We start from the raw sequence: 18,131 nt of genomic DNA, 5'->3' as shown, positions 1-18,131 counted from the left end.
GCGAAGCGGCGCCCGGCCACCCGAAGCGCCGCCTGCGAACGCTACCGGGCGGCGAGCGTGCGGAACACGTCGCGGGCGATCGCCACCGTCTCGTCGATGTCCTGCGCCGTGTGCGCGCTGCTCACGAAGCCGGCTTCATACAGCGCCGGTGCGATGTACACGCCGCGGTCCAGCAAGCCGTGGAACAGCGTGTTGAAGCGCGCGCCGTCCGTCGCCATCACCGTGGGATAGTTCTGGGGCAGCTCGGGCAGCAGGAAGAAGCCGAACATGCCGCCTTCGCAGTCGGCGCTGAACGGCACGCCCTCCGCCTGCGCGGCTTGCGCCAGGCCATCGACCAGCGAGCGGGTGCGTGCGCCCAGTGCGTCGTAGAAACCCGGCCGGCCGATCTCGCGCAGCGTGGCCAGGCCACAGGCCGTGGCCACCGGGTTGCCCGACAGCGTGCCGGCCTGGTACACGGGCCCGAGCGGCGCCAGTTGTTCCATGATCGCGCGCGGCCCGCCGAACGCCGCCAGCGGCATGCCGCCGCCGATCACCTTGCCCAGCACCGTGAGGTCGGGCTGGAAGCCGGGGATGCTCCGCGCATACAGGCTCTGGGCGCTGCCGAGTGCCACGCGAAAGCCGGTCATCACCTCGTCGAACACCAGCAGCGCGCCGTACTGCGTGCACAGTTCGCGGCAGCGCTGCATGAACGGCACGCTGGCGCGCACGAAGTTCATGTTGCCGGCGATCGGCTCGATCATCAGGCAGGCCAGTTCCCGGCCGTGCAGCGCGAAGGCTTCTTCCAGCTGCGCGATGTCGTTGTATTCAAGCACCAGGGTGTGCTGCACCACCTCGGGCGGAACGCCCGCGCTCGTGGCGTGGCCGAAGGTGGCCAGGCCCGAGCCGGCCTTCACCAGCAGGGCATCGGCATGGCCGTGGTAGCAGCCGTTGAACTTGATGATCTTGCTGCGGCCCGTGGCGCCGCGCGCCAGGCGAATGGCGCTCATGCCGGCCTCGGTGCCCGAGCTGACCAGGCGGATCATCTCCATCGACGGCACGTGCGCGATGATGGCCTCGGCCAGTTCGACCTCGCGCTCGGTCGGGGCGCCGAAGCTGAAGCCGTCGAGCGCCGCCTTCTGCACCGCCTCGAGCACGGCCGGGTGGCCGTGGCCGAGGATCATCGGCCCCCACGAGCCGATGTAGTCGATGAAGCGCTGCCCGTTGGCGTCCCAGAAGTACGCGCCTTGCGCGCGCTGCACGAAGCGCGGCGTACCGCCCACGGCCTTGAAGGCCCGCACGGGCGAGTTGACGCCACCGGGGATGAGCGCCTTGGCGCGTTCGAACAGGGAAAGGTTGAGATCAGTGCTGGGTGTCATGGGGTGGCATCACGAAGCCTTCGATGGCGGTGGGGTCGGGAGTGGGCTCGCCGTCTTCGTCATCCTCGTCGTCGTCGGGCTGCGCCCAGAACATGCGGTCGGGAATGATGTGGCCCATGCCCGGGCGAAAGCCGGCGTCCAGGCAGCGGTCCAGGTAGGCGAGCGCCTCGCTGGTGGCTTCGCCCAGGTCGTTGCCGCTGGCCACCAGCGCCGTCAGGGCGGCCGAGAGCGTGTCGCCGGCCCCGGCGAAGGTGGCTTCGAACAATTCGAACTTGCCGCTGCCCAGCACCGTCTGCGGCGAGGCGAGCACGTTCTCCACGAACTGCTCGGGCGCGGGAATGCCGGTCACCAATACATAGGGCACGCCCAGTTCGGAGGCGGCCATGGCCAGATCGCGCGCAGAGGGCTTCTTTTCGCTGCTCCAGTCCGGCAGCAGCCAGCGCCATAAGGTGCTGTGGTTTCCAACCAACAGGGAGACCTGGGGCAGCAGCAGTTCCTGAAAGGCGTCCAGGTACTGGTCGATGAGGTCGTCCCGCCACCAGGACAGGTTGGGCATGTAGGCGATCACGGGCACCTCGTCGTAGTCGGACGCGATGGAGGCGATGGCGCTCAGGTTCTCGGGGCTGCCCGCGAAGCCCACCTTGATGGCCTGCACCGTGAGGTCTTCCAGGACGGTGCGGGCCTGTTCCGCCACGGCTTCGTCGTCGAAGGCGTAGTGGTCGAAGATCTCGGCCGTGTCGCGGATGTAGGCGCCGGTGGCCACCGCGATCGGGTGGCCGCCCACGGAGGCGATGGTGGCGATGTCGGCCGTCAGGCCGCCAGCCCCGCTCGGGTCGTTGGCGTTGAACACCATCACGCAGGCGGGGGTGGCGCCGTCTTCGGCGTCTTCATCGGGCAGGGAAGGTTCTGGGGGGAGGGGGGAATCTGTGGTCATGGCGCCGCACCAGCGTAACGGTTGGCACGGAAACTGCCTTCCCGTTGAGATGCTTGGATACAATCGTTGCATTCTATGTGAAGGCCATTTAAGCTGTGACGGACCCTAAAACCTGGATGTGCTTGATTTGCGGTTGGATATATGACGAGGCAACGGGTTCTCCTGAGCACGGAATAGCGCCCGATACGCCGTGGGATCAAGTGCCCATGAATTGGACCTGTCCGGAGTGTGGCGCTCGCAAGGAAGACTTCGAAATGGTCCAGATCTGAGGCGCGGCTCCTGCCAGCGTTGTTCTTTCCCCTTCAGGAGCGGTGACGAAATTGACTACAACAGGCGCATCCTTCAAGGTGCTCGTCGTGGATGACAGCAACACCATCCGCCGCAGCGCAGAAATCTTCCTCAAGCAGGGCGGCCACGAAGTGCTGCTCGCCGATGATGGCTTCGATGCCTTGGCCAAGGTCAACGACTACCAGCCCCAGTTGATCTTCTGCGACATCCTGATGCCCAAGCTGGACGGCTATCAGACCTGCGCCATCATCAAGCGCAACGCGCGCTTCGCCGACACGCCCGTCGTGATGCTGTCCTCCAAGGACGGCGTTTTCGACAAGGCGCGTGGACGCATGGTGGGGTGCCAGGAATATCTCACCAAACCATTTACCAAAGACCAGTTGCTGAAAGCAGTTCAGCAGTTCGGTAATGCCCAACAAGGAGCGATGTAATGCCTATCCAGAAAGTACTGGTCGTTGACGACTCGAAGACCGAGTTGATGTTTCTGACCGACTTGCTGCAAAAGAAGGGCATGCAGGTCCGCACCGCGGAGAACGCCGAAGAAGCCTTTCGCCGCCTTGCGGAAGAAAAGCCCGACCTGATCCTCATGGACGTCGTGATGCCGGGCCAGAACGGCTTTCAGCTCACGCGCGCCATCACCCGCGATCCCCAGTTCGCGGATGTGCCGATCATCATGTGCACCAGCAAGAACCAGGAAACCGACCGGGTGTGGGGCATGCGCCAGGGCGCTCGCGGCTACATCACCAAGCCGGTGGACCCCGCCGAGCTGCAAGCCAAGATCGACGCACTGAACTAAAAGCGGCCGACCGTCCATGGCCAACCGTGAAGCGCTGAGAGAGCTCCAGACCCGCCTTGCAGCCCGCCTGCAGGCGGCGCGGGGCGAGGGTGTGTCTGTTTCGTCCTGGCTGGCCGTCGAGTCGGCGGGGCGCCGTTTCCTGCTGCCGCTGGGCCAGTCGGGAGAGATCTTCCCTTGGGGCGGCGTGCAGGCCGTGCCCTATACCCATGCCTGGTTCCTCGGGGTGGCCAATCTGCGCGGCTCCCTGATTGGCGTGGTCGATCTGGCGGGCCTGCTGGGCCTGCCCTCCACCCGCACCGAGCAGACGCTGGCCGATGCCAGCCTGCTGGCCTTCAATGCGGTGCTCGATGTGAACGCCGCGCTGCTGGTCGATCGCCTGGCCGGCCTGCGCGGCACGGAAGCCTTCGTTTCCTCCGAGCCCCCTGGCGACGACGCGCCGCCGTTCTACGGCACCACGTATCTGGACTCCCAGGGAGTCCAATGGCAGGAGCTCAACTTGCAAGCCCTGTCCCAACACCCCGCTTTCCTCAGCATCAGTGCTTGAGTTTTTCTGTAAGGCCGCACCATGTCCGTCGTCAACCCATTTGCAAAAATGTTCAACCGCAAGCCCGCCGAGCCGGATGCCAACCCGGGGCTTTCGGGGGCGGATGCCGGGCTGGATCCGTTGACGTCCGACGCATCCTCGCTGCGTGACTCCTACCAGGCCGACGCCATGAACAGCGTGCAGGGCGATCCGTCCGCGATCTCGCAGTTCTCCGAAGGCGAAGTGGCCGACGAAGACCTGATCTCGCTGCCCTTGCTGGGCCGCGCCACCGCCGCCAGCCACCAGCGCCGCCTGCTGATGCTCTTGGCCATCGGCGTGATCGTCCTGGCGGTGATCGCCGGGTGGGTGCTGCAGCAGGCCGACCGTTCCGCGCAGCAGCTGGCCGCCACCGGCCAGTCGCTGATGCAGTCGCAGCGCCTGGCCAAGTCGGTTTCGCAGGCACTGGTGGGCAGCCCCCAGGCCTTCCCGGACGTGATGGAAAGCTCGGGCTCGCTGGCACGCGACGTGCGCGCACTGAACAGCGGCGACAACGAGCGCAACGTGCAGGCCCTGGGCGAGCAGTTCAAGCCCGACCTGGAAGCCGTGACGCCGCTCATGGAGCGCGCCGAGCGCAACGCCAGCGTGGTGATGGGCCAGCAAAAGATCCTGACGCAGGTGGGCGACGCGCTTCGCACCATCAACCGCCAGTCCTCCGACCTGCTGGAAATCGCCGAAACGATCTCCTCGCTCAAGCTGCAGCAGAACGCGCCCGCCGCTGAAATCTCCGCCGCCGGCCAGCTGGTGATGCTGACCCAGCGCATCGGCAAGTCCGCCAACGAATTCCAGACCACCGAAGGCGTGAGCCCCGAGGCCGTGTTCCTGCTGGGCAAGGACTTGAACTCGTTCAAGGAAATCGCCCAGGGCATGCTGGACGGCAGCGCCGACCTGCGCCTGGCCGCCACCCGGGACGCGCAGACCCGCGAGCAACTGGAAAGCCTGATCAAGCTGTACGAGCAGACCCGCTCGCAAGCCAGCGCCATTCTGGGCAACCTGCAGGGCCTGGTGTCCGCCCGCGAAGCACAGTCCGCCATCATTGCCGACAGCGAACCGCTGCGCCGCCAACTGGAAGGCCTGCAGACCAAGCTGTCGTCCCAGACGGGCCTGGGTGCCGGGCAGTTCGCTGCGCTGGCCATCGCCGGCCTGTTCGTGCTGCTGTGCGGTATCGGCATCTCGCGCGTCCAGCTGATGGACAGCCGCTCGCGCCAGGCTTCTGCCGAATCGCAGCAAAAGGACGCCCGCCGCCAGGAGCAGGAAGCCAAGCGCGTGAACGACGCCAACCAGGCCGCCATTTTGCGTTTGATGAACGAACTGCAGTCGGTCGCTGAAGGCGATCTGACCCAGGAAGCCACCGTGACGGAAGACATCACGGGCGCCATTGCCGACTCGGTGAACTACACGGTGGAAGAGTTGCGCCAGCTGGTGGGCAGCGTGCAGAACACGGCCACCCGTGTGGCACAGACGACGTCCCAGGTGGACAGCACCTCGACCGAACTGCTGGCCGCCTCCACCGAGCAGCTGCGCGAAATTCGCGAAACCGGCCGCTCGGTGCTCGACATGGCGAGCCGAATCAACGAAGTGTCCACGCAGGCGCAGGAATCGGCCTCGGTGGCGCGCCAGTCGCTGCAGGCGGCCGACTCCGGCCTGCAAGCCGTGCAGAACGCCATCGGCGGCATGAACTCCATCCGCGACCAGATCCAGGACACCTCCAAGCGCATCAAGCGCCTGGGTGAATCGTCGCAGGAGATCGGTGAAATCACCGAACTGATTTCCGACATTACCGAGCAGACGAACGTGCTGGCGCTGAACGCCGCCATCCAGGCCGCATCGGCCGGCGAAGCCGGTCGCGGCTTCTCGGTGGTGGCGGAAGAAGTGCAGCGGCTGGCCGAGCGCTCCGCCGATGCCACGCGCCAGATCTCGGCGCTGGTGAAGGCCATTCAGACCGACACCCAGGATGCCGTGGCCGCCATGGAGCGTTCCACGCAGGGTGTGGTGGAAGGGGCCCGGCTGTCCGACAGCGCCGGCACGGCCCTGACCGAGATCGACCGCGTGTCGCGCCGCCTGGCGGACCTGATCGAGCAGATTTCGTCCTCCACGTCCCGCGAAGCCGAACTGGCCAACGAAGTGGCCGACAACATCCAGCACATTTTCGCGGTGACCGAGCAGACCGGTGAAGGCACCCGCACGACGGCCCAGCAGGTGCGCGAGCTGTCGCACATGGCTGAAGAGCTGCGCCAGTCGGTTGCCCGTTTCAAGATCGCCTGACGCGCGGACCCATCAACGAACTGGCTCGCGGAGCCGGGGACGAATTCATGTCATCTACTGACGCCGCAAACGCACCCGCCGCAGACTGGACCCAGGGTGAGCAGGACCTGGGTCCTCTTGCCTGGGTGCTCGATGAGTTGCGCAAGTCCCTCGACGGTGCCGTCAAGGCCATGCGCCGCTTCGTGCGCGACGCCGAGCTGGCGCGTGAATCCGATCTGGCGGCGCTCGACGCCGGCACGCTGCGCATCGCGCGGCAGCAGTTGCACCAGGCCAGCGGGGCGCTGGAGATGGTGGGCATGGGCCCGCCCGCGCTCGTGCTGCGCGCCATGGAATCGGCCGTGCAGAAGTTCGTGCACCGCCCCGAGCTGTGCAGCGACGAAGCCGCGGGCGTGATCGAGCGCGCGAGCTTCGCGCTGATCGAATACCTGGAGAGCGTGCTGGCGGGCAAATCCGTCTCCCCGGTCGCGCTGTTCCCGCAATACCGCGACGCTCAGGCGCTGGCGGGCGCCGAGCGTGTGCACCCCGCCGATCTGTGGCCGGTGGAGCGCCGCTTTCGCGAACCTGACTTCGCCGTGTCCGTGCCGCCGCTCAGCTACGGCCCCGAAGCCCGTGCACGGCTCGACTCGGCAGTGCTGCGCATCGTCAAGACGGGCGATTTGGCTGCTGCAAGCGATCTGCGGGACATCTGCCTGGCCTTCGTGGCCTCGCAGTCGGACCGCCAGTCGCGCGCGTTCTGGAAGATCTGCGCCGGCTTCTTCGAGGCGCTGTCCAAGGGCCGCCTCAACCCCGACTTGTATGTGAAGCGCGTGGCCTCCCGCGTGCTCATGCAGTACGCCACCCTGGCCAAGGGCGACCCGACCATCGCCGACCGGCTGGTGCAGGACCTGCTCTTTTTCTGCTCCCAGGCGCGGCCATTGGCGGCCGACGAGCCCGCGGCCGATGGATCGGCCCTGCAGGCCGTTCGCCAGGCGTTCGGCCTGGACCGGTTCAAGGCCGTGGATTACGAAACCCCGCGGTTCGGGCTGTTCGATCCCGCACTGCTGGCCCAGGCGCGCAAGCGCATGGCCGCCGCCACCGAGACCTGGTCGGCCCTTGCGGGGGGCGACCGCAACAAGCTCAAGCCTGCCACCGACCAGTTCAGCCTGGTGTGCGATTCGCTGGCCAAGCTCCACCCGGGCAGCGACAGCCTCGCCAAGGCGTTGACCCGCGCGGTGGAGGTGACGACCCGCTCCGGGGAGCCCCCATCGCCGGCGCTGGCCATGGAAGTGGCCACGGCCGTGCTGTATCTGCAGGCCACGTTCGAAGAACTGGATTCCGCGCACGAATACATGACGGACCGCGCAGCACGGCTGGCGGAGCGCCTGGACAACGTGACTGCCGGCGGTGACTCGGCGCCCCTCGAACCCTGGATGGAAGAGCTGTACCGCCGCGTCAGCGACCACCAGACGATGGGCAGCGTGGTGGACGAACTGCGCTCCACGCTCGGCGAGGCCGAGAAGGCGATGGACCAGTATTTCCGCAGCCCGGACGATCTGTCCACGCTGGCGCCCGTGCCGGGCCGCCTGGCGCAGATGCGCGGTGTGCTGTCGGTGCTGGGCCTGGATCAGGCCTCGCTGGCGGTGCTGCGCATGCGCGACACCGTGGAGCGTCTGCTGGTCGGCCAGGTTCCCGAGTCCGAGCGCCAGCAGGTGTTCGAAAAGCTGGGCAGCAGCCTGGGGGCCCTGGGCTTCCTGATCGACATGCTGAGCTACCAGCGCACCATGGCCCGCAAGCTGTTCGTCTATGACGAAGAGCTGGGCGAGTTGCGCATTCTCATGGGCCGAACGCGTGGCCGTGCCACCGACGCGCCCGAGGAACTGGTCGCCAAGGTCGAAGAGCGCGGCCCCGTGGTCGCGCCCGAGATCGTTCCCCGTGTGGAGCCCGCACCCAAGGTGGTGCAGGAATCCCTGGGAGACCTCGCCCCGACGCTGGAACAAGTGCTGGAGCTGCCTTCGTCCGCTGAAGCGCTCGCGCAGGACACCTCGCCCGCTGCGGCCGAATCCCTGGAGGGCGGCACCGCGCCGTCCGTGGCCGCCGCCGCGCCTGTCGCGACGGTCGATTCGATGCCGGATGACGGAGAAGAGGAACTGCTCGACATCTTCCTGGAAGAAGCCCGCGAAGTGGTCACGAACGGCCTGGCTGCGGTGCAAGCCCTGACGGCCAAGCCGGGAGACCTGAGCGAGCAGACCACGCTGCGCCGCGCGTTCCATACCCTCAAAGGCAGCTCGCGCATGGTGGGCCTGGATGCCTTCGGCGAAGCGGCCTGGTCGATGGAACAGGTGCTCAACGCTTGGCTGGCGGAGCAAAAGCCCATGCCACCGGCACTGCTGCAGTTATCGGGCGAAGCCCTGCGTGCATTTGGCGCCTGGGCGGACGCCATTGCGGCTGGCGATGCGTCGGCCTGGCAACCCCGGCCGTTCAGCGCGTCGGCGGACGCCATGCGGGACACCGGCACCTTCCTGCCGCTGGCCGTGCCCTCGGCGGGTGCGCTGGCCGAAGATGTGGCCGATCCGGCTCCCACCGTGTCCGAAGACCTGTTGGAGCCGTTGCCCGAGTTCGATCTTCCTGCCGAAGCGCCAGAGGCGTCCGAGGCACCCGCTGCCGTCGAGGCCCTGGCGCCTCCGCCAGCGTCGGTGCCGGCGCATGAATTCGATCTGATCCTGGAAGACGAGCCACCGCTGCTCGACTTCGCGGACACGGAGATGCCAGGGCTTGCCGGCACCGAAGCTGCACCGTCGGTGCCAGCCCAGGCCGCGACGCCCGAGATGGCGCAAGACATCGACTTCTCGGTCTTTGCCGATGCCCTGGCAGAAGAACTGCCTCCGGCCTCTGCCACGCCTTCGCCAGAGCCTGTGCCCGAGGTGCCGTTGCCATCGCTCGACGACGTGCTGGTGGACGCTGCAGAGCCCGCGGCGCTGTCCGAGCTGTCGAAGGCGGAACTGGCCGATCTGGCGCTGGACCTGCCCGCCGAACTTGCCGCCGAGACATTGCCCGAACTGGAAGCGGAGTCCGCTGCGCTGGAAGTGCCCGAGCTGGAGCCCGAATCTGCACCGGCGTTGCCGGACACCCCCGCCACCCAGGACGACCCCGCGCCCGAGCCCGAAATGGCGTCCGTGCGTGAAGTGGTCGAGGTGGTCGAGGCCATGGAGGATGGGATCGAGGATTTCCCTGCCGATGCCGATGCCGAATTGGCTGCGCAGGACGAAGCCGTGAAGGTCATCGAGACCCTGCGCATCGGCATCCCGCTGTACAACGTGTATTTGAACGAGGCCGACGAATGGTCGCGCCGCCTGGCCACCTGCCTGCAGGAATGGGCCCTGGAGCTGCACGAGCCGCTGCCGGACACGGCCGTGGCACTGGCCCATTCGCTGGCTGGCAGTTCCGCCACCGTCGGCTTCCATGCGCTGTCGGAAATGGCACGCGCCCTGGAGCATGCACTCCAACATGTGCAATTGCGCGGCGAAGGCACGGCGGAACAGGCCCGCGTCTTCCTGGCTGCGGCCGACGATATCCGCCGTTTGCTGCACCAGTTTGCCGCCGGCTTCCTCAAAGAGCCGAACCAGCAGGTGCTGGCCGACCTGCGCGAGATTTTGCAGACCGAGGTCGGCAGCGGCCTGGCTGCGTTGGGAAGCGACGCGCCTGCCGACGAACCGCAGCCGGCGCTGCACGAAGAACCCCAGGAACCCCAGGCAGAGGACGCCCCGGCCGAAACCGTTCAGGTGCCGGTGGAAGAAACCGCCGAGGCCGCAGCTTTTGCTGAAGAGTCGCTGCCCGAGCCGGAAGCCGCCACACCCGAGCCCGCGCCCGAAGTGCCCGCACCCGTGGCCCGCGGCTATGTGGCGCCTGCGTTGTCGGTCGTGGTGTCGAACCCGTACGACGACGAAGTGGATTCGGCCATTGCCCATGCGGTGTCGCTGTCTTCCGATATCGACGACGACATCGATGCGCTGGACGTCATCGACCCCGACCTGTTCCCCATCTTCGAGGAAGAGGCGATCGAGTTGCTGCCGGTGCTGGGCGCCGCGCTGCGGCAGTGGGCTGCCCGCCCCGAGAACCTGGGCGCCCGCAGCGAACTGCTGCGTGCCCTTCACACCCTCAAGGGCAGTTCGCGGCTCGCCGGTGCCATGCGGCTGGGCGAAATGGCCCACCGCCTGGAATCGGCCGTCGAGCAGATCGACGTCGAAGATCCGAAGTCGGAACTGATCGAGCCGTTGCTGGCCAGCTTCGATGGTCTGCAGGCCAGTTTCGATGGGCTGCGCAAGATCGGTTCGCAAGGCCTGGTCGAACCCGTCGCCGTGGCGCCGGTGCCGGCCGCCGAACGGCAGGACTCGCAGCCCGTGTCGGCCCCGGCCGATGCACCCGAGGCACCGGTGCTGCAAAAGCTGCCCGCGGTGCGCCTGCCGGCGGCCTCGCAACTCACCGCCGTGCGGCCTGTCGCAAGCCAGTCGGTGCGTGTGCGTGCCCAGTTGCTGGACCGTTTGGTCAACCAGGCGGGCGAGGTGATGATCGCCCGCTCGCGCCTGGATGTGCGCCTGGGTCAGATGAAGGGCTCGCTGAACGACCTGTCGGGCAATCTGGACCGGCTGCGCCAGCAACTGCGCGACATCGAAGTGCAGGCGGAGTCGCAGATGCAGTCGCGCCTGGCGCTGTCCAAGGATTCCGCCGCGGGCTTCGATCCGCTGGAGTTCGACCGCTTCACGCGGGTGCAGGAACTGACGCGCATGATGGCCGAGTCGGTGAACGACGTGGCCACGGTGCAGCGCAATCTGCAGCGTTCCATGGAAGGCGCCGAAGACGATCTGATCTCGCAGGGCCGCCAGGCCCGCGAGCTGCAGCGCGACCTGCTGCGCACGCGCATGGTGGAGTTCGAGGGCATTTCCGAGCGCCTGTACGCGGTGGTTCGCCAGGCGTCGAAGGAAACCGGCAAGCAGATCAAGCTGGACATCTCCGGCGGATCGATCGAGATGGACCGGGGTGTGCTGGACCGCATGACGCCCGCCTTCGAACACTTGCTGCGCAATTGCGTGGCCCACGGCATCGAGGCCCCCGAGGACCGGACGGCCGCGGGCAAGCCGGCGTCGGGCACCATCACGGTGGACCTGCACCAGGAAGGCAACGACGTCTCGGTCGAGTTCCGCGACGACGGCGCGGGCCTGAACATCGAGCGCATCCGGGCCAAGGCCGTGGACCAGGGGCTCGTCCCCGCCGATACCGAGCTGAGCACGGCCGACGCGGCCAACCTGATCTTCATGCCGGGCTTCTCGACGGCGAACGAGATCACGGGCCTGGCCGGGCGGGGCATCGGCATGGACGTCGTCCGTGCCGAGGTGAACGCGCTCGGCGGCCGGATCGAAACCCACACCACGGCGGGGCAGGGCACCTCCTTCCGCATGGTGCTGCCGCTCACCACGGCCGTGACGCAGGTGGTGATGCTGCGCGCGGGCGACCTGACCATCGGCGTGCCGGCCAACCTGGTGGAGATCGTGCGCCGCACGACCGCCACCGAACTGGACTCCGCCTACCAGCAAGGCGCGTTCGAGGACGGTGTGGAGGCCTTGCCTTTCTTCTGGGCGGGCGCCTTGCTGCAGTCTTCGCAGCGCAGCAGCGAAACCTCGGGCAAGACCCGGCCGGTGGTGGTGCTGCGCAGCGCGTCGCAACGCATCGCGATCCACGTGGACGAAGTGCTCGGCAACCAGGAAGTCGTGGTGAAGAACCTCGGCCCGCAGTTGTCGCGCCTGCCGGGTCTGGCGGGCATGTCGGTGCTGGCGTCCGGTGCCGTCGTGCTCATCTACAACCCGGTGGCGCTGTCCACGGTGTATGGCGATCAGGTGCGCGCCCAGTTGGCAGCGCTGTCGGCGCCGGCCGGCGATGCCGATGCCCAGGGCGCCGGCGATGGCGACCGCAAGGCTGGGGTGCCGGCGCTGTCGGCGCCCAGCCAGGTGCCGCTGGTGCTGGTGGTGGACGATTCGATCACGGTGCGCCGCGTCACGCAGCGCCTGCTGCAGCGCGAAGGCTACCGCGTCGTGCTGGCGGCCGATGGCCTGCAGGCCCTGGAGCGGCTGCAGGAAGAGCGCCCGACCGTCGTGCTGTCCGACATCGAAATGCCACGCATGGACGGCTTCGACCTGGCGCGGAACATCCGTGCCGATGCGCGGCTGCGCGACCTGCCGATCATCATGATCACGTCGCGCATCGCGCAAAAGCACCGAGAGCATGCGGCCGAGCTGGGGGTGAACCACTACCTGGGCAAGCCGTACTCCGACGAGGAACTGCTGAGCCTGGTGCAGCACTATGCGCGGGCGGCCGCCGAGGCGGCCGTGGCCTGACGGGGTTCGCTGCGATTGCCTTCGGCAAAAAGGGCCGCTTTCGAGCGGCCCTTTTTTCATTCTGAGGCGTTGGACAAAGGCCTATCGCGTGACGCGCCCTGTCCCGGCAGCCGCTTCGCCACGGGCCGCCGTTGTGCGGTCAGCCCGGCGCGACCTTCACCACTGCATACCGCGCAAGCGTGCGTTGCCGCGCTTCGTCATGGTCCACCACGGGCCGCGGATAGTCCTTGCCCAGCACCACGCCTGCCGCCTGCAGCTCCAGGGGCGCCGCCTTCCAGGGCGCGTGCAGCGCCTTGCCCTGCAGGCCCGCCAGTTGCGGCAGGTAGCGGCGGATGAACTTGCCGTCCCGGTCGAATTTCTCGCTCTGGCTCACCGGGTTGAAGATGCGAAAGTACGGCTGGGCGTCGCAGCCGCTGGAGCTGGCCCATTGCCAGCCGCCGTTGTTGGCCGACAGGTCGAAGTCGTTCAGCTTCTGTGCAAAGTAGCGCTCGCCCCACCGCCAATCGAGTCCCAGGTCTTTGGTGAGGAAGCTGGCCACCACCATGCGCAGGCGGTTGTGCATGTAGCCCGTCTGGTTGATCTGCGCCATGGCGGCGTCCACCAGCGGGTAGCCCGTGCGGCCCTCGCACCACGCGGCGAAGAGGGTCTGGGCGTGGGCGCCGCTTTCCCATTCGATGGCATCGTAGGCGGGCTTGAAGCTCGCGCCGGCCACGTGGGGATGGTGGGCGAGGATCTGGAAGTAGAAGTCGCGCCAGATCAATTCGCTCAGCCAGGTGGCGGCTCCCGCACTGCCTGCCCGGCTGCGCTCGTGCGCCGCGCGCGCGGCCACGCGGGGCGATAGCGTGCCGAAGCGCAGGTGCACGCTCAGGTAGCTCGGGCCCTTCACCGCGGGAAAGTCGCGCGCCTCGTCGTAGGCGTCGATGCGCTGGATGAAATCCTGGAACAGCGTCTGCGCGCCCTGCATGCCGGTGGGCAGGTGGAGCGACTCCAGGCCGGTCGGCTCGAAACCCAGAGCCTGCAGCGAAGGCACCGGGCTGCGCATGCCTTCAGGCCTCGGAGCCAGCCGGGCGGCATGGCGTTCGACGGGGTACGAGCTCAGGTAGAACGCATCGATCTTGCGCAGCCAGGCGTTCTTGTAGGGCGTGAACACGGTGTAGGGCGTGCCCGATAGGGTCAGCACCTCGGCGCGCTCGAAAATACTGTGGTCCTTGAAGGTGAGCAGGCGCTTGCCCATGCCATCCAGGGCCCCGCGCACCCGCGCGTCGCGTTCGAGCGCCAGGGGTTCGTCGTCGTGGTTGGCGAACACGGCCTGCACGCCCAGTTCCTTGGCGAGCGCGGGAATGTCCTGGTGGGCGATCGCGTGGCGCACGATCAGCCCGCCGTGGCCGTGTCCCGAAAGCGCTCGCAGGGACTCGTCCAGCTCGGCCAGCGATTCGCGGATGAACTCCACGCGGCGGTCCGCGCGGGGCAGGGCGTCGAGAATCTCGCGGTCAAAAACGAAGGCGCAATGCACCTGCGCGCACTGGCGCAATGCGTTGTACAAGGCGGCGTGGTCGTTGCTGCGCAGGTCGCGGCGGAACCAGACAAGGCCCGATGAAAAGGTTTGCTCCATGATCGTCGCTAAAATTGGCAAATGCCTGCCGATTCTGCGCCCATGAACCTGACGCACCATTTCTTGATCGCCATGCCGGGACTGGAAGACGCGTCGTTTGCCCGCAGCGTCGTGTACCTGTGCGAACACAGCGAGCGTGGTGCGCTCGGCCTGATCATCAACAAACCCTCCGACATCAGCCTCAAGGGCCTTTTCGACAAGGTCGATCTGTCGCTGCGCCGGGCGGACCTGTCCCAGGAGCCCGTCTTCCAGGGCGGCCCGGTGCAGACCGAGCGCGGCTTCGTGCTGCACGAACCCATGCTGACCGACAGCGTGGACCCCGACGAATCGGCCTATGCCTCCACCATGACCATCCCCGGCGGACTGGAGATGACCACGTCCAAGGACGTGCTCGAGGCCCTGTCCACCGGCGCCGGCCCGCGCCGCGTGCTGGTCACCCTGGGCTATTCGTCCTGGGGCGAGGGGCAGCTCGAATCCGAGCTGGCCGAGAACAGCTGGCTGACCGTGGGCGCCGATCTGTCGGTGATCTTCGACACGCCGGTGGTCGAGCGCTACGACCGTGCCCTGGGCCTGCTGGGGCTCCAGACCTGGATGCTCTCGCCCGACGCGGGGCATGCATGAGCGGCACGCCCGCCGCCGCCCCCAACGCCCCGCTGGCCGTCCCCGCGCATTTCCAGAGCTTTCTGGCGCTTGACTTCGGACTCAAGCGCACCGGGGTCGCCGTGGGCTCGCGCCTGCTGCGCACCGCCACCCCCCAGCCCACCCTCCGCGCCGAAGGCGATGCCCGCTTTGCCTTGGTGGCCGAGCGCATCCGCGAATGGCAGCCCGATGCGCTGGTCATCGGCGTGCCCTACCACCCTGACGGCGCGAGCCACGAGAACACCGCGCGCGCCCTCAAGTTCGCGCGCCAGCTGCGCGGGCGCTTCGGCCTGCAGGTGTTCGAGGTGGACGAGCGCTACAGCACCACCGAGGCGCATTCGTCCGGCGCCCGCGATGCCGACGCCGCCTCCGCCTGCATCATCCTGGAGCAGTTTTTGAGGAATCTTCCATGAGTGCCACGCCCCCGACTTCACCCACGCCTTCACCGCCGACCCCGGGCACCCTCGCGCTCGACGCCGAGGCGCTGTACCGCGAGCTGCTGCGCGGCGTGCGCAGCCTGCGCACCGACAACACCCAGCTGGCCGGCATCGCCTCGGGCGGCGCCTGGCTGGCCGAGCGGCTGCAAAAGGACCTGGGCCTGCCCGGCGGGGCGGGCGTGCTGTCGTCCGCCATGCACCGCGACGACTTCTCCCAGCGCGGCATGGCGGTGAGCGCCCAGACGGCGCTGCCCTTCGACGTGAACGGCGCCGACATCCTGCTGCTGGACGACGTGCTCTACACCGGCCGCACCATCCGCGCGGTGCTCAACGAACTGTTCGACTACGGCCGCCCCGCGAGCGTGCGGCTGGCCGTGCTGGTGGACCGGGGCGGGCGCGAACTGCCGGTGCAGGCCGAGTTCGCCGCCGCCCGCGTGGCGCTGCCGGACACGCAATCGCTGGCGCTGGCCCGAACCGAGGCCGGCACCTTCCACTTCCAAGTCCAAGAGGCCTGACGGTGCTGTACAAGCGCAACCCCCAACTCAACGCCAACGGCGAGCTGATCCACCTGCTGTCCATCGAGGGCCTGCCCAAGAGCATCGTCACGCACATCCTCGACACCGCGGCCAACTTCGTGTCGGTGAACGACCGCGAGGTCAAGAAGGTGCCGCTCCTGCGCGGCAAGAGCGTGTTCAACCTGTTCTTCGAGAACAGCACGCGCACCCGCACCACCTTCGAGATCGCCGCCAAGCGCCTGTCGGCCGACGTGATCAACCTGGACATCGCGCGCAGCTCGGCCAGCAAAGGCGAGTCGCTGCTGGACACCATCGCCAACCTGTCGGCGATGGCCGCCGACCTGTTCGTGGTGCGGCACAGCGAATCGGGCGCGCCCTACCTGATCGCCCAGCACGTGGCGCCCCACGTGCACGTCATCAACGCGGGCGATGGCCGGCATGCCCACCCCACCCAGGGGCTGCTGGACATGTACACCATCCGCCACTACAAGAAGGATTTCAGCAACCTCACCGTGGCCATCGTGGGCGATGTGCTGCATTCGCGCGTGGCCCGCTCGGACATCCACGGCCTCACCACGCTCGGCTGTGCCGAAGTGCGCGTGGTGGGCCCGCGCACGCTGGTGCCGTCCGACATGGCGCAGATGGGCGTGCGCGTGTGCCACACGCTGGAGGAGGGCATCAAGGACGCCGACGTCATCATCATGCTGCGCCTGCAGAACGAGCGCATGAGCGGCGCGCTGCTGCCGTCCAGCCAGGAATACTTCAAGAGCTTCGGCCTCACGCCCGAGAAGCTGCAACTGGCCAAGCCCGACGCCATCGTCATGCACCCCGGCCCCATCAACCGCGGGGTGGAGATCGACTCCGCCGTGGTGGATGGCAAGCAGAGCGTGATCCTGCCTCAGGTCACCTTCGGCATCGCGGTGCGCATGGCGGTGATGTCCATCGTCGCTGGAAACGAAGCGTGATCGTTTGCTATTAAATTTATAGCTATACGCCCTAGTGGAATATGCGCTGGTGGCCTTTTTTGCTTAAACCCATGAAGATACTGATCCAGAACGGCCGCGTGATCGATCCCGCCAGCGGGCTCGACCAGACCGGCGACATCGCGGTGGCCGCCGGCCGTGTCATCGCCGTGCAGCGGGTGCCGCGGGACTTCGCGCCCAACCGCGTGATCGACGCCACCGGCTGCATCGTGCTGCCCGGGCTGGTGGACCTGGCGGCGCGGCTGCGCGAGCCCGGCCACGAGCACGAGGGCATGCTCGAATCCGAGATGGCGGCGGCGGTGGCCGGCGGCGTGACCAGCCTCGTGTGCCCGCCCGACACCGACCCCGTGCTGGACGAACCGGGCCTGGTGGAGATGCTCAAGTTCCGCGCCGAAAAATTGCACCAGGCGCGCCTCTTTCCGCTGGGCGCGCTCACGCGCGGCCTGGCCGGCGAGGTGCTCACCGAAATGGCCGAGCTGACCGAATCCGGCTGCGTGGGCTTCAGCCAGGCCGATGTGCCGCTGGCCAGCACCCAGGTCACACAGCGCGCGCTGCAGTACGCCGCCACCTTCGGCTACACCGTCTGGCTGCGCCCGCAGGAACTGCACCTGGGGCGCGGCGTGGCGGCCAGCGGGCCGCTGGCCACGCGCCTGGGCCTGTCCGGCGTGCCCGTGGCGGCCGAGACCATCGCGCTGCACACCATCTTCGAGCTGCTCAAGACCACGGGTGCGAGCGTGCACCTGTGCCGCATCAGCAGCGCCGCGGGCGTGGAGCTGGTGCGCCGGGCCAAGGCCGAGGGCCTGAAGGTGACCTGCGACGTGAGCATCAACTCCCTGCTGCTCACCGACACCGACATCGGCTTTTTCGACAGCCGCGCCCGCCTGTCGCCGCCGCTGCGCCAGCAACGCGACCGCGACGCCCTGCTGGCCGCGCTGGCCGACGGCACCATCGATGCGCTGGTGTCCGACCACACTCCCGTGGACGAAGACGCCAAGACCCTGCCGTTCGCCGAGGCCGAGCCGGGCGCGACGGGGCTGGAACTGCTGCTGGGCATCGCCCTCAAGTGGTCCGCCGACCACGGGGTGCCGCTGGCGCGTGCGCTGGCCACCGTCACTTCGGAGCCCGCCCGCGTGCTGGGCGGCGCCCTGGGCACCCTGCAGGCCAGCGTGGGCCAGATCGTGGAAGGCGGCGTGGCCGACCTGTGCGTGGTCGATCCCAGCGCGGCCTGGACCGTGGAGGCCGGCGCGCTGCGCAGCCAGGGCAAGCACACCCCGTTCTCGGGCTATGAACTGCCCGGCCGCGTGCGCTGCACGCTGGTGGGCGGGCAGATCGCCTTCGAGCGCAGCGGCGCGTGAGCGTGCG

The 18,131-nt window shown here is 67.9% G+C and carries 14 protein-coding genes; 11 read left to right on the top strand and 3 right to left on the bottom strand.

The features are described 5' to 3' along the window. Positions 1-41: 41 nt before the first annotated feature. The gene (hemL, locus tag M5C98_RS19625) at positions 42-1,355 is read right to left on the bottom strand and encodes a glutamate-1-semialdehyde 2,1-aminomutase (protein WP_272549110.1); all 1,314 of its coding nucleotides are present in this window, start codon (positions 1,353-1,355) and stop codon (positions 42-44) included. After that, positions 1,339-2,289 carry a bifunctional hydroxymethylpyrimidine kinase/phosphomethylpyrimidine kinase gene (thiD, locus tag M5C98_RS19620; RefSeq protein WP_272549109.1) on the bottom strand — a complete coding sequence of 317 codons (951 nt, stop codon included), beginning with the start codon at positions 2,287-2,289 and terminating at the stop codon, positions 1,339-1,341. The genes hemL and thiD overlap by 17 nt, the downstream gene beginning before the upstream one ends. 95 nt (positions 2,290-2,384) lie before the next feature. On the opposite strand from thiD, the gene M5C98_RS19615 reads away from it, so the two are divergent. The 6 genes from M5C98_RS19615 to M5C98_RS19590 are packed head-to-tail and all read left to right on the top strand — an operon-like array spanning position 2,385 to position 12,583. Next, positions 2,385-2,558: a rubredoxin gene (locus M5C98_RS19615; RefSeq protein ID WP_272549108.1), complete on the top strand. Its 174-nt coding sequence runs from the start codon at positions 2,385-2,387 to the stop codon at positions 2,556-2,558. A 51-nt stretch (positions 2,559-2,609) separates the two neighbouring features. After that, on the top strand, positions 2,610-3,008 hold the full coding sequence (locus M5C98_RS19610; RefSeq protein WP_092741676.1) for a response regulator: 399 nt from the start codon (positions 2,610-2,612) through the stop codon (positions 3,006-3,008). Further along, positions 3,008-3,373 carry a response regulator gene (locus tag M5C98_RS19605; RefSeq protein WP_092741674.1) on the top strand — a complete coding sequence of 122 codons (366 nt, stop codon included), beginning with the start codon at positions 3,008-3,010 and terminating at the stop codon, positions 3,371-3,373. Before M5C98_RS19610 ends, M5C98_RS19605 begins: the two co-directional genes overlap by 1 nt. A 16-nt stretch (positions 3,374-3,389) precedes the next feature. Continuing rightward, entirely contained in the window at positions 3,390-3,917 is a 528-nt protein-coding gene (locus tag M5C98_RS19600; protein ID WP_272549107.1) for a chemotaxis protein CheW, read from the top strand. Between the two features lie 21 nt (positions 3,918-3,938). After that, on the top strand, positions 3,939-6,218 hold the full coding sequence (locus M5C98_RS19595) for a methyl-accepting chemotaxis protein (protein WP_272549106.1): 2,280 nt from the start codon (positions 3,939-3,941) through the stop codon (positions 6,216-6,218). Between the two features lie 47 nt (positions 6,219-6,265). Then, positions 6,266-12,583, top strand: a complete 6,318-nt coding sequence (locus M5C98_RS19590) for a hybrid sensor histidine kinase/response regulator (RefSeq protein ID WP_272549105.1) — start codon at positions 6,266-6,268, stop codon at positions 12,581-12,583. Positions 12,584-12,722: 139 nt separating this feature from the next. Here M5C98_RS19590 and M5C98_RS19585 read toward each other — a convergent pair whose 3' ends face one another. Then, entirely contained in the window at positions 12,723-14,195 is a 1,473-nt protein-coding gene (locus M5C98_RS19585) for a cryptochrome/photolyase family protein (protein ID WP_272549104.1), read from the bottom strand. A 21-nt stretch (positions 14,196-14,216) separates the two neighbouring features. On the opposite strand from M5C98_RS19585, the gene M5C98_RS19580 reads away from it, so the two are divergent. The 5 genes from M5C98_RS19580 to M5C98_RS19560 all read left to right on the top strand — a co-directional run bounded on the left by M5C98_RS19580 (position 14,217) and on the right by M5C98_RS19560 (position 18,124). Further along, the gene (locus M5C98_RS19580; protein WP_272549103.1) at positions 14,217-14,816 is read left to right on the top strand and encodes a YqgE/AlgH family protein; all 600 of its coding nucleotides are present in this window, start codon (positions 14,217-14,219) and stop codon (positions 14,814-14,816) included. After that, positions 14,813-15,247, top strand: a complete 435-nt coding sequence (gene ruvX, locus M5C98_RS19575; RefSeq protein ID WP_272549102.1) for a Holliday junction resolvase RuvX — start codon at positions 14,813-14,815, stop codon at positions 15,245-15,247. Before M5C98_RS19580 ends, ruvX begins: the two co-directional genes overlap by 4 nt. Continuing rightward, positions 15,244-15,786 carry a bifunctional pyr operon transcriptional regulator/uracil phosphoribosyltransferase PyrR gene (gene pyrR / locus M5C98_RS19570; protein ID WP_272549101.1) on the top strand — a complete coding sequence of 181 codons (543 nt, stop codon included), beginning with the start codon at positions 15,244-15,246 and terminating at the stop codon, positions 15,784-15,786. Before ruvX ends, pyrR begins: the two co-directional genes overlap by 4 nt. Then, entirely contained in the window at positions 15,726-16,751 is a 1,026-nt protein-coding gene (locus M5C98_RS19565) for an aspartate carbamoyltransferase catalytic subunit (protein ID WP_442867298.1), read from the top strand. The genes pyrR and M5C98_RS19565 overlap by 61 nt, the downstream gene beginning before the upstream one ends. Before the next feature lie 71 nt (positions 16,752-16,822). Continuing rightward, complete coding sequence (locus M5C98_RS19560) at positions 16,823-18,124, top strand: dihydroorotase (RefSeq protein ID WP_272549099.1); 1,302 nt, start codon at positions 16,823-16,825, stop codon at positions 18,122-18,124. Positions 18,125-18,131 lie beyond the last annotated feature (7 nt).

The organism is Acidovorax sp. NCPPB 3576 (assembly GCF_028473605.1).
In the GTDB taxonomy this organism is placed as follows: Bacteria; Pseudomonadota; Gammaproteobacteria; order Burkholderiales; family Burkholderiaceae_C; genus Paracidovorax.
The sequence above is the reverse complement of the archived record's forward strand: the minus strand, read 5'-3'. Positions and strand labels throughout refer to the sequence as shown.

What these genes read in the sequence shown, in the direction of transcription:
- hemL (WP_272549110.1), bottom strand. Translation starts at nt 1,355, where the DNA reads ATGACACCCAGCACTGATCTCAACCTTTCCCTGTTCGAACGCGCCAAG.
- thiD (WP_272549109.1), bottom strand. Translation starts at nt 2,289, where the DNA reads ATGACCACAGATTCCCCCCTCCCCCCAGAACCTTCCCTGCCCGATGAA.
- M5C98_RS19605 (WP_092741674.1), top strand. Translation starts at nt 3,008, where the DNA reads ATGCCTATCCAGAAAGTACTGGTCGTTGACGACTCGAAGACCGAGTTG.
- M5C98_RS19600 (WP_272549107.1), top strand. Translation starts at nt 3,390, where the DNA reads ATGGCCAACCGTGAAGCGCTGAGAGAGCTCCAGACCCGCCTTGCAGCC.
- M5C98_RS19595 (WP_272549106.1), top strand. Translation starts at nt 3,939, where the DNA reads ATGTCCGTCGTCAACCCATTTGCAAAAATGTTCAACCGCAAGCCCGCC.
- M5C98_RS19590 (WP_272549105.1), top strand. Translation starts at nt 6,266, where the DNA reads ATGTCATCTACTGACGCCGCAAACGCACCCGCCGCAGACTGGACCCAG.
- M5C98_RS19585 (WP_272549104.1), bottom strand. Translation starts at nt 14,195, where the DNA reads ATGGAGCAAACCTTTTCATCGGGCCTTGTCTGGTTCCGCCGCGACCTG.
- M5C98_RS19580 (WP_272549103.1), top strand. Translation starts at nt 14,217, where the DNA reads ATGCCTGCCGATTCTGCGCCCATGAACCTGACGCACCATTTCTTGATC.
- ruvX (WP_272549102.1), top strand. Translation starts at nt 14,813, where the DNA reads ATGAGCGGCACGCCCGCCGCCGCCCCCAACGCCCCGCTGGCCGTCCCC.
- pyrR (WP_272549101.1), top strand. Translation starts at nt 15,244, where the DNA reads ATGAGTGCCACGCCCCCGACTTCACCCACGCCTTCACCGCCGACCCCG.
- M5C98_RS19560 (WP_272549099.1), top strand. Translation starts at nt 16,823, where the DNA reads ATGAAGATACTGATCCAGAACGGCCGCGTGATCGATCCCGCCAGCGGG.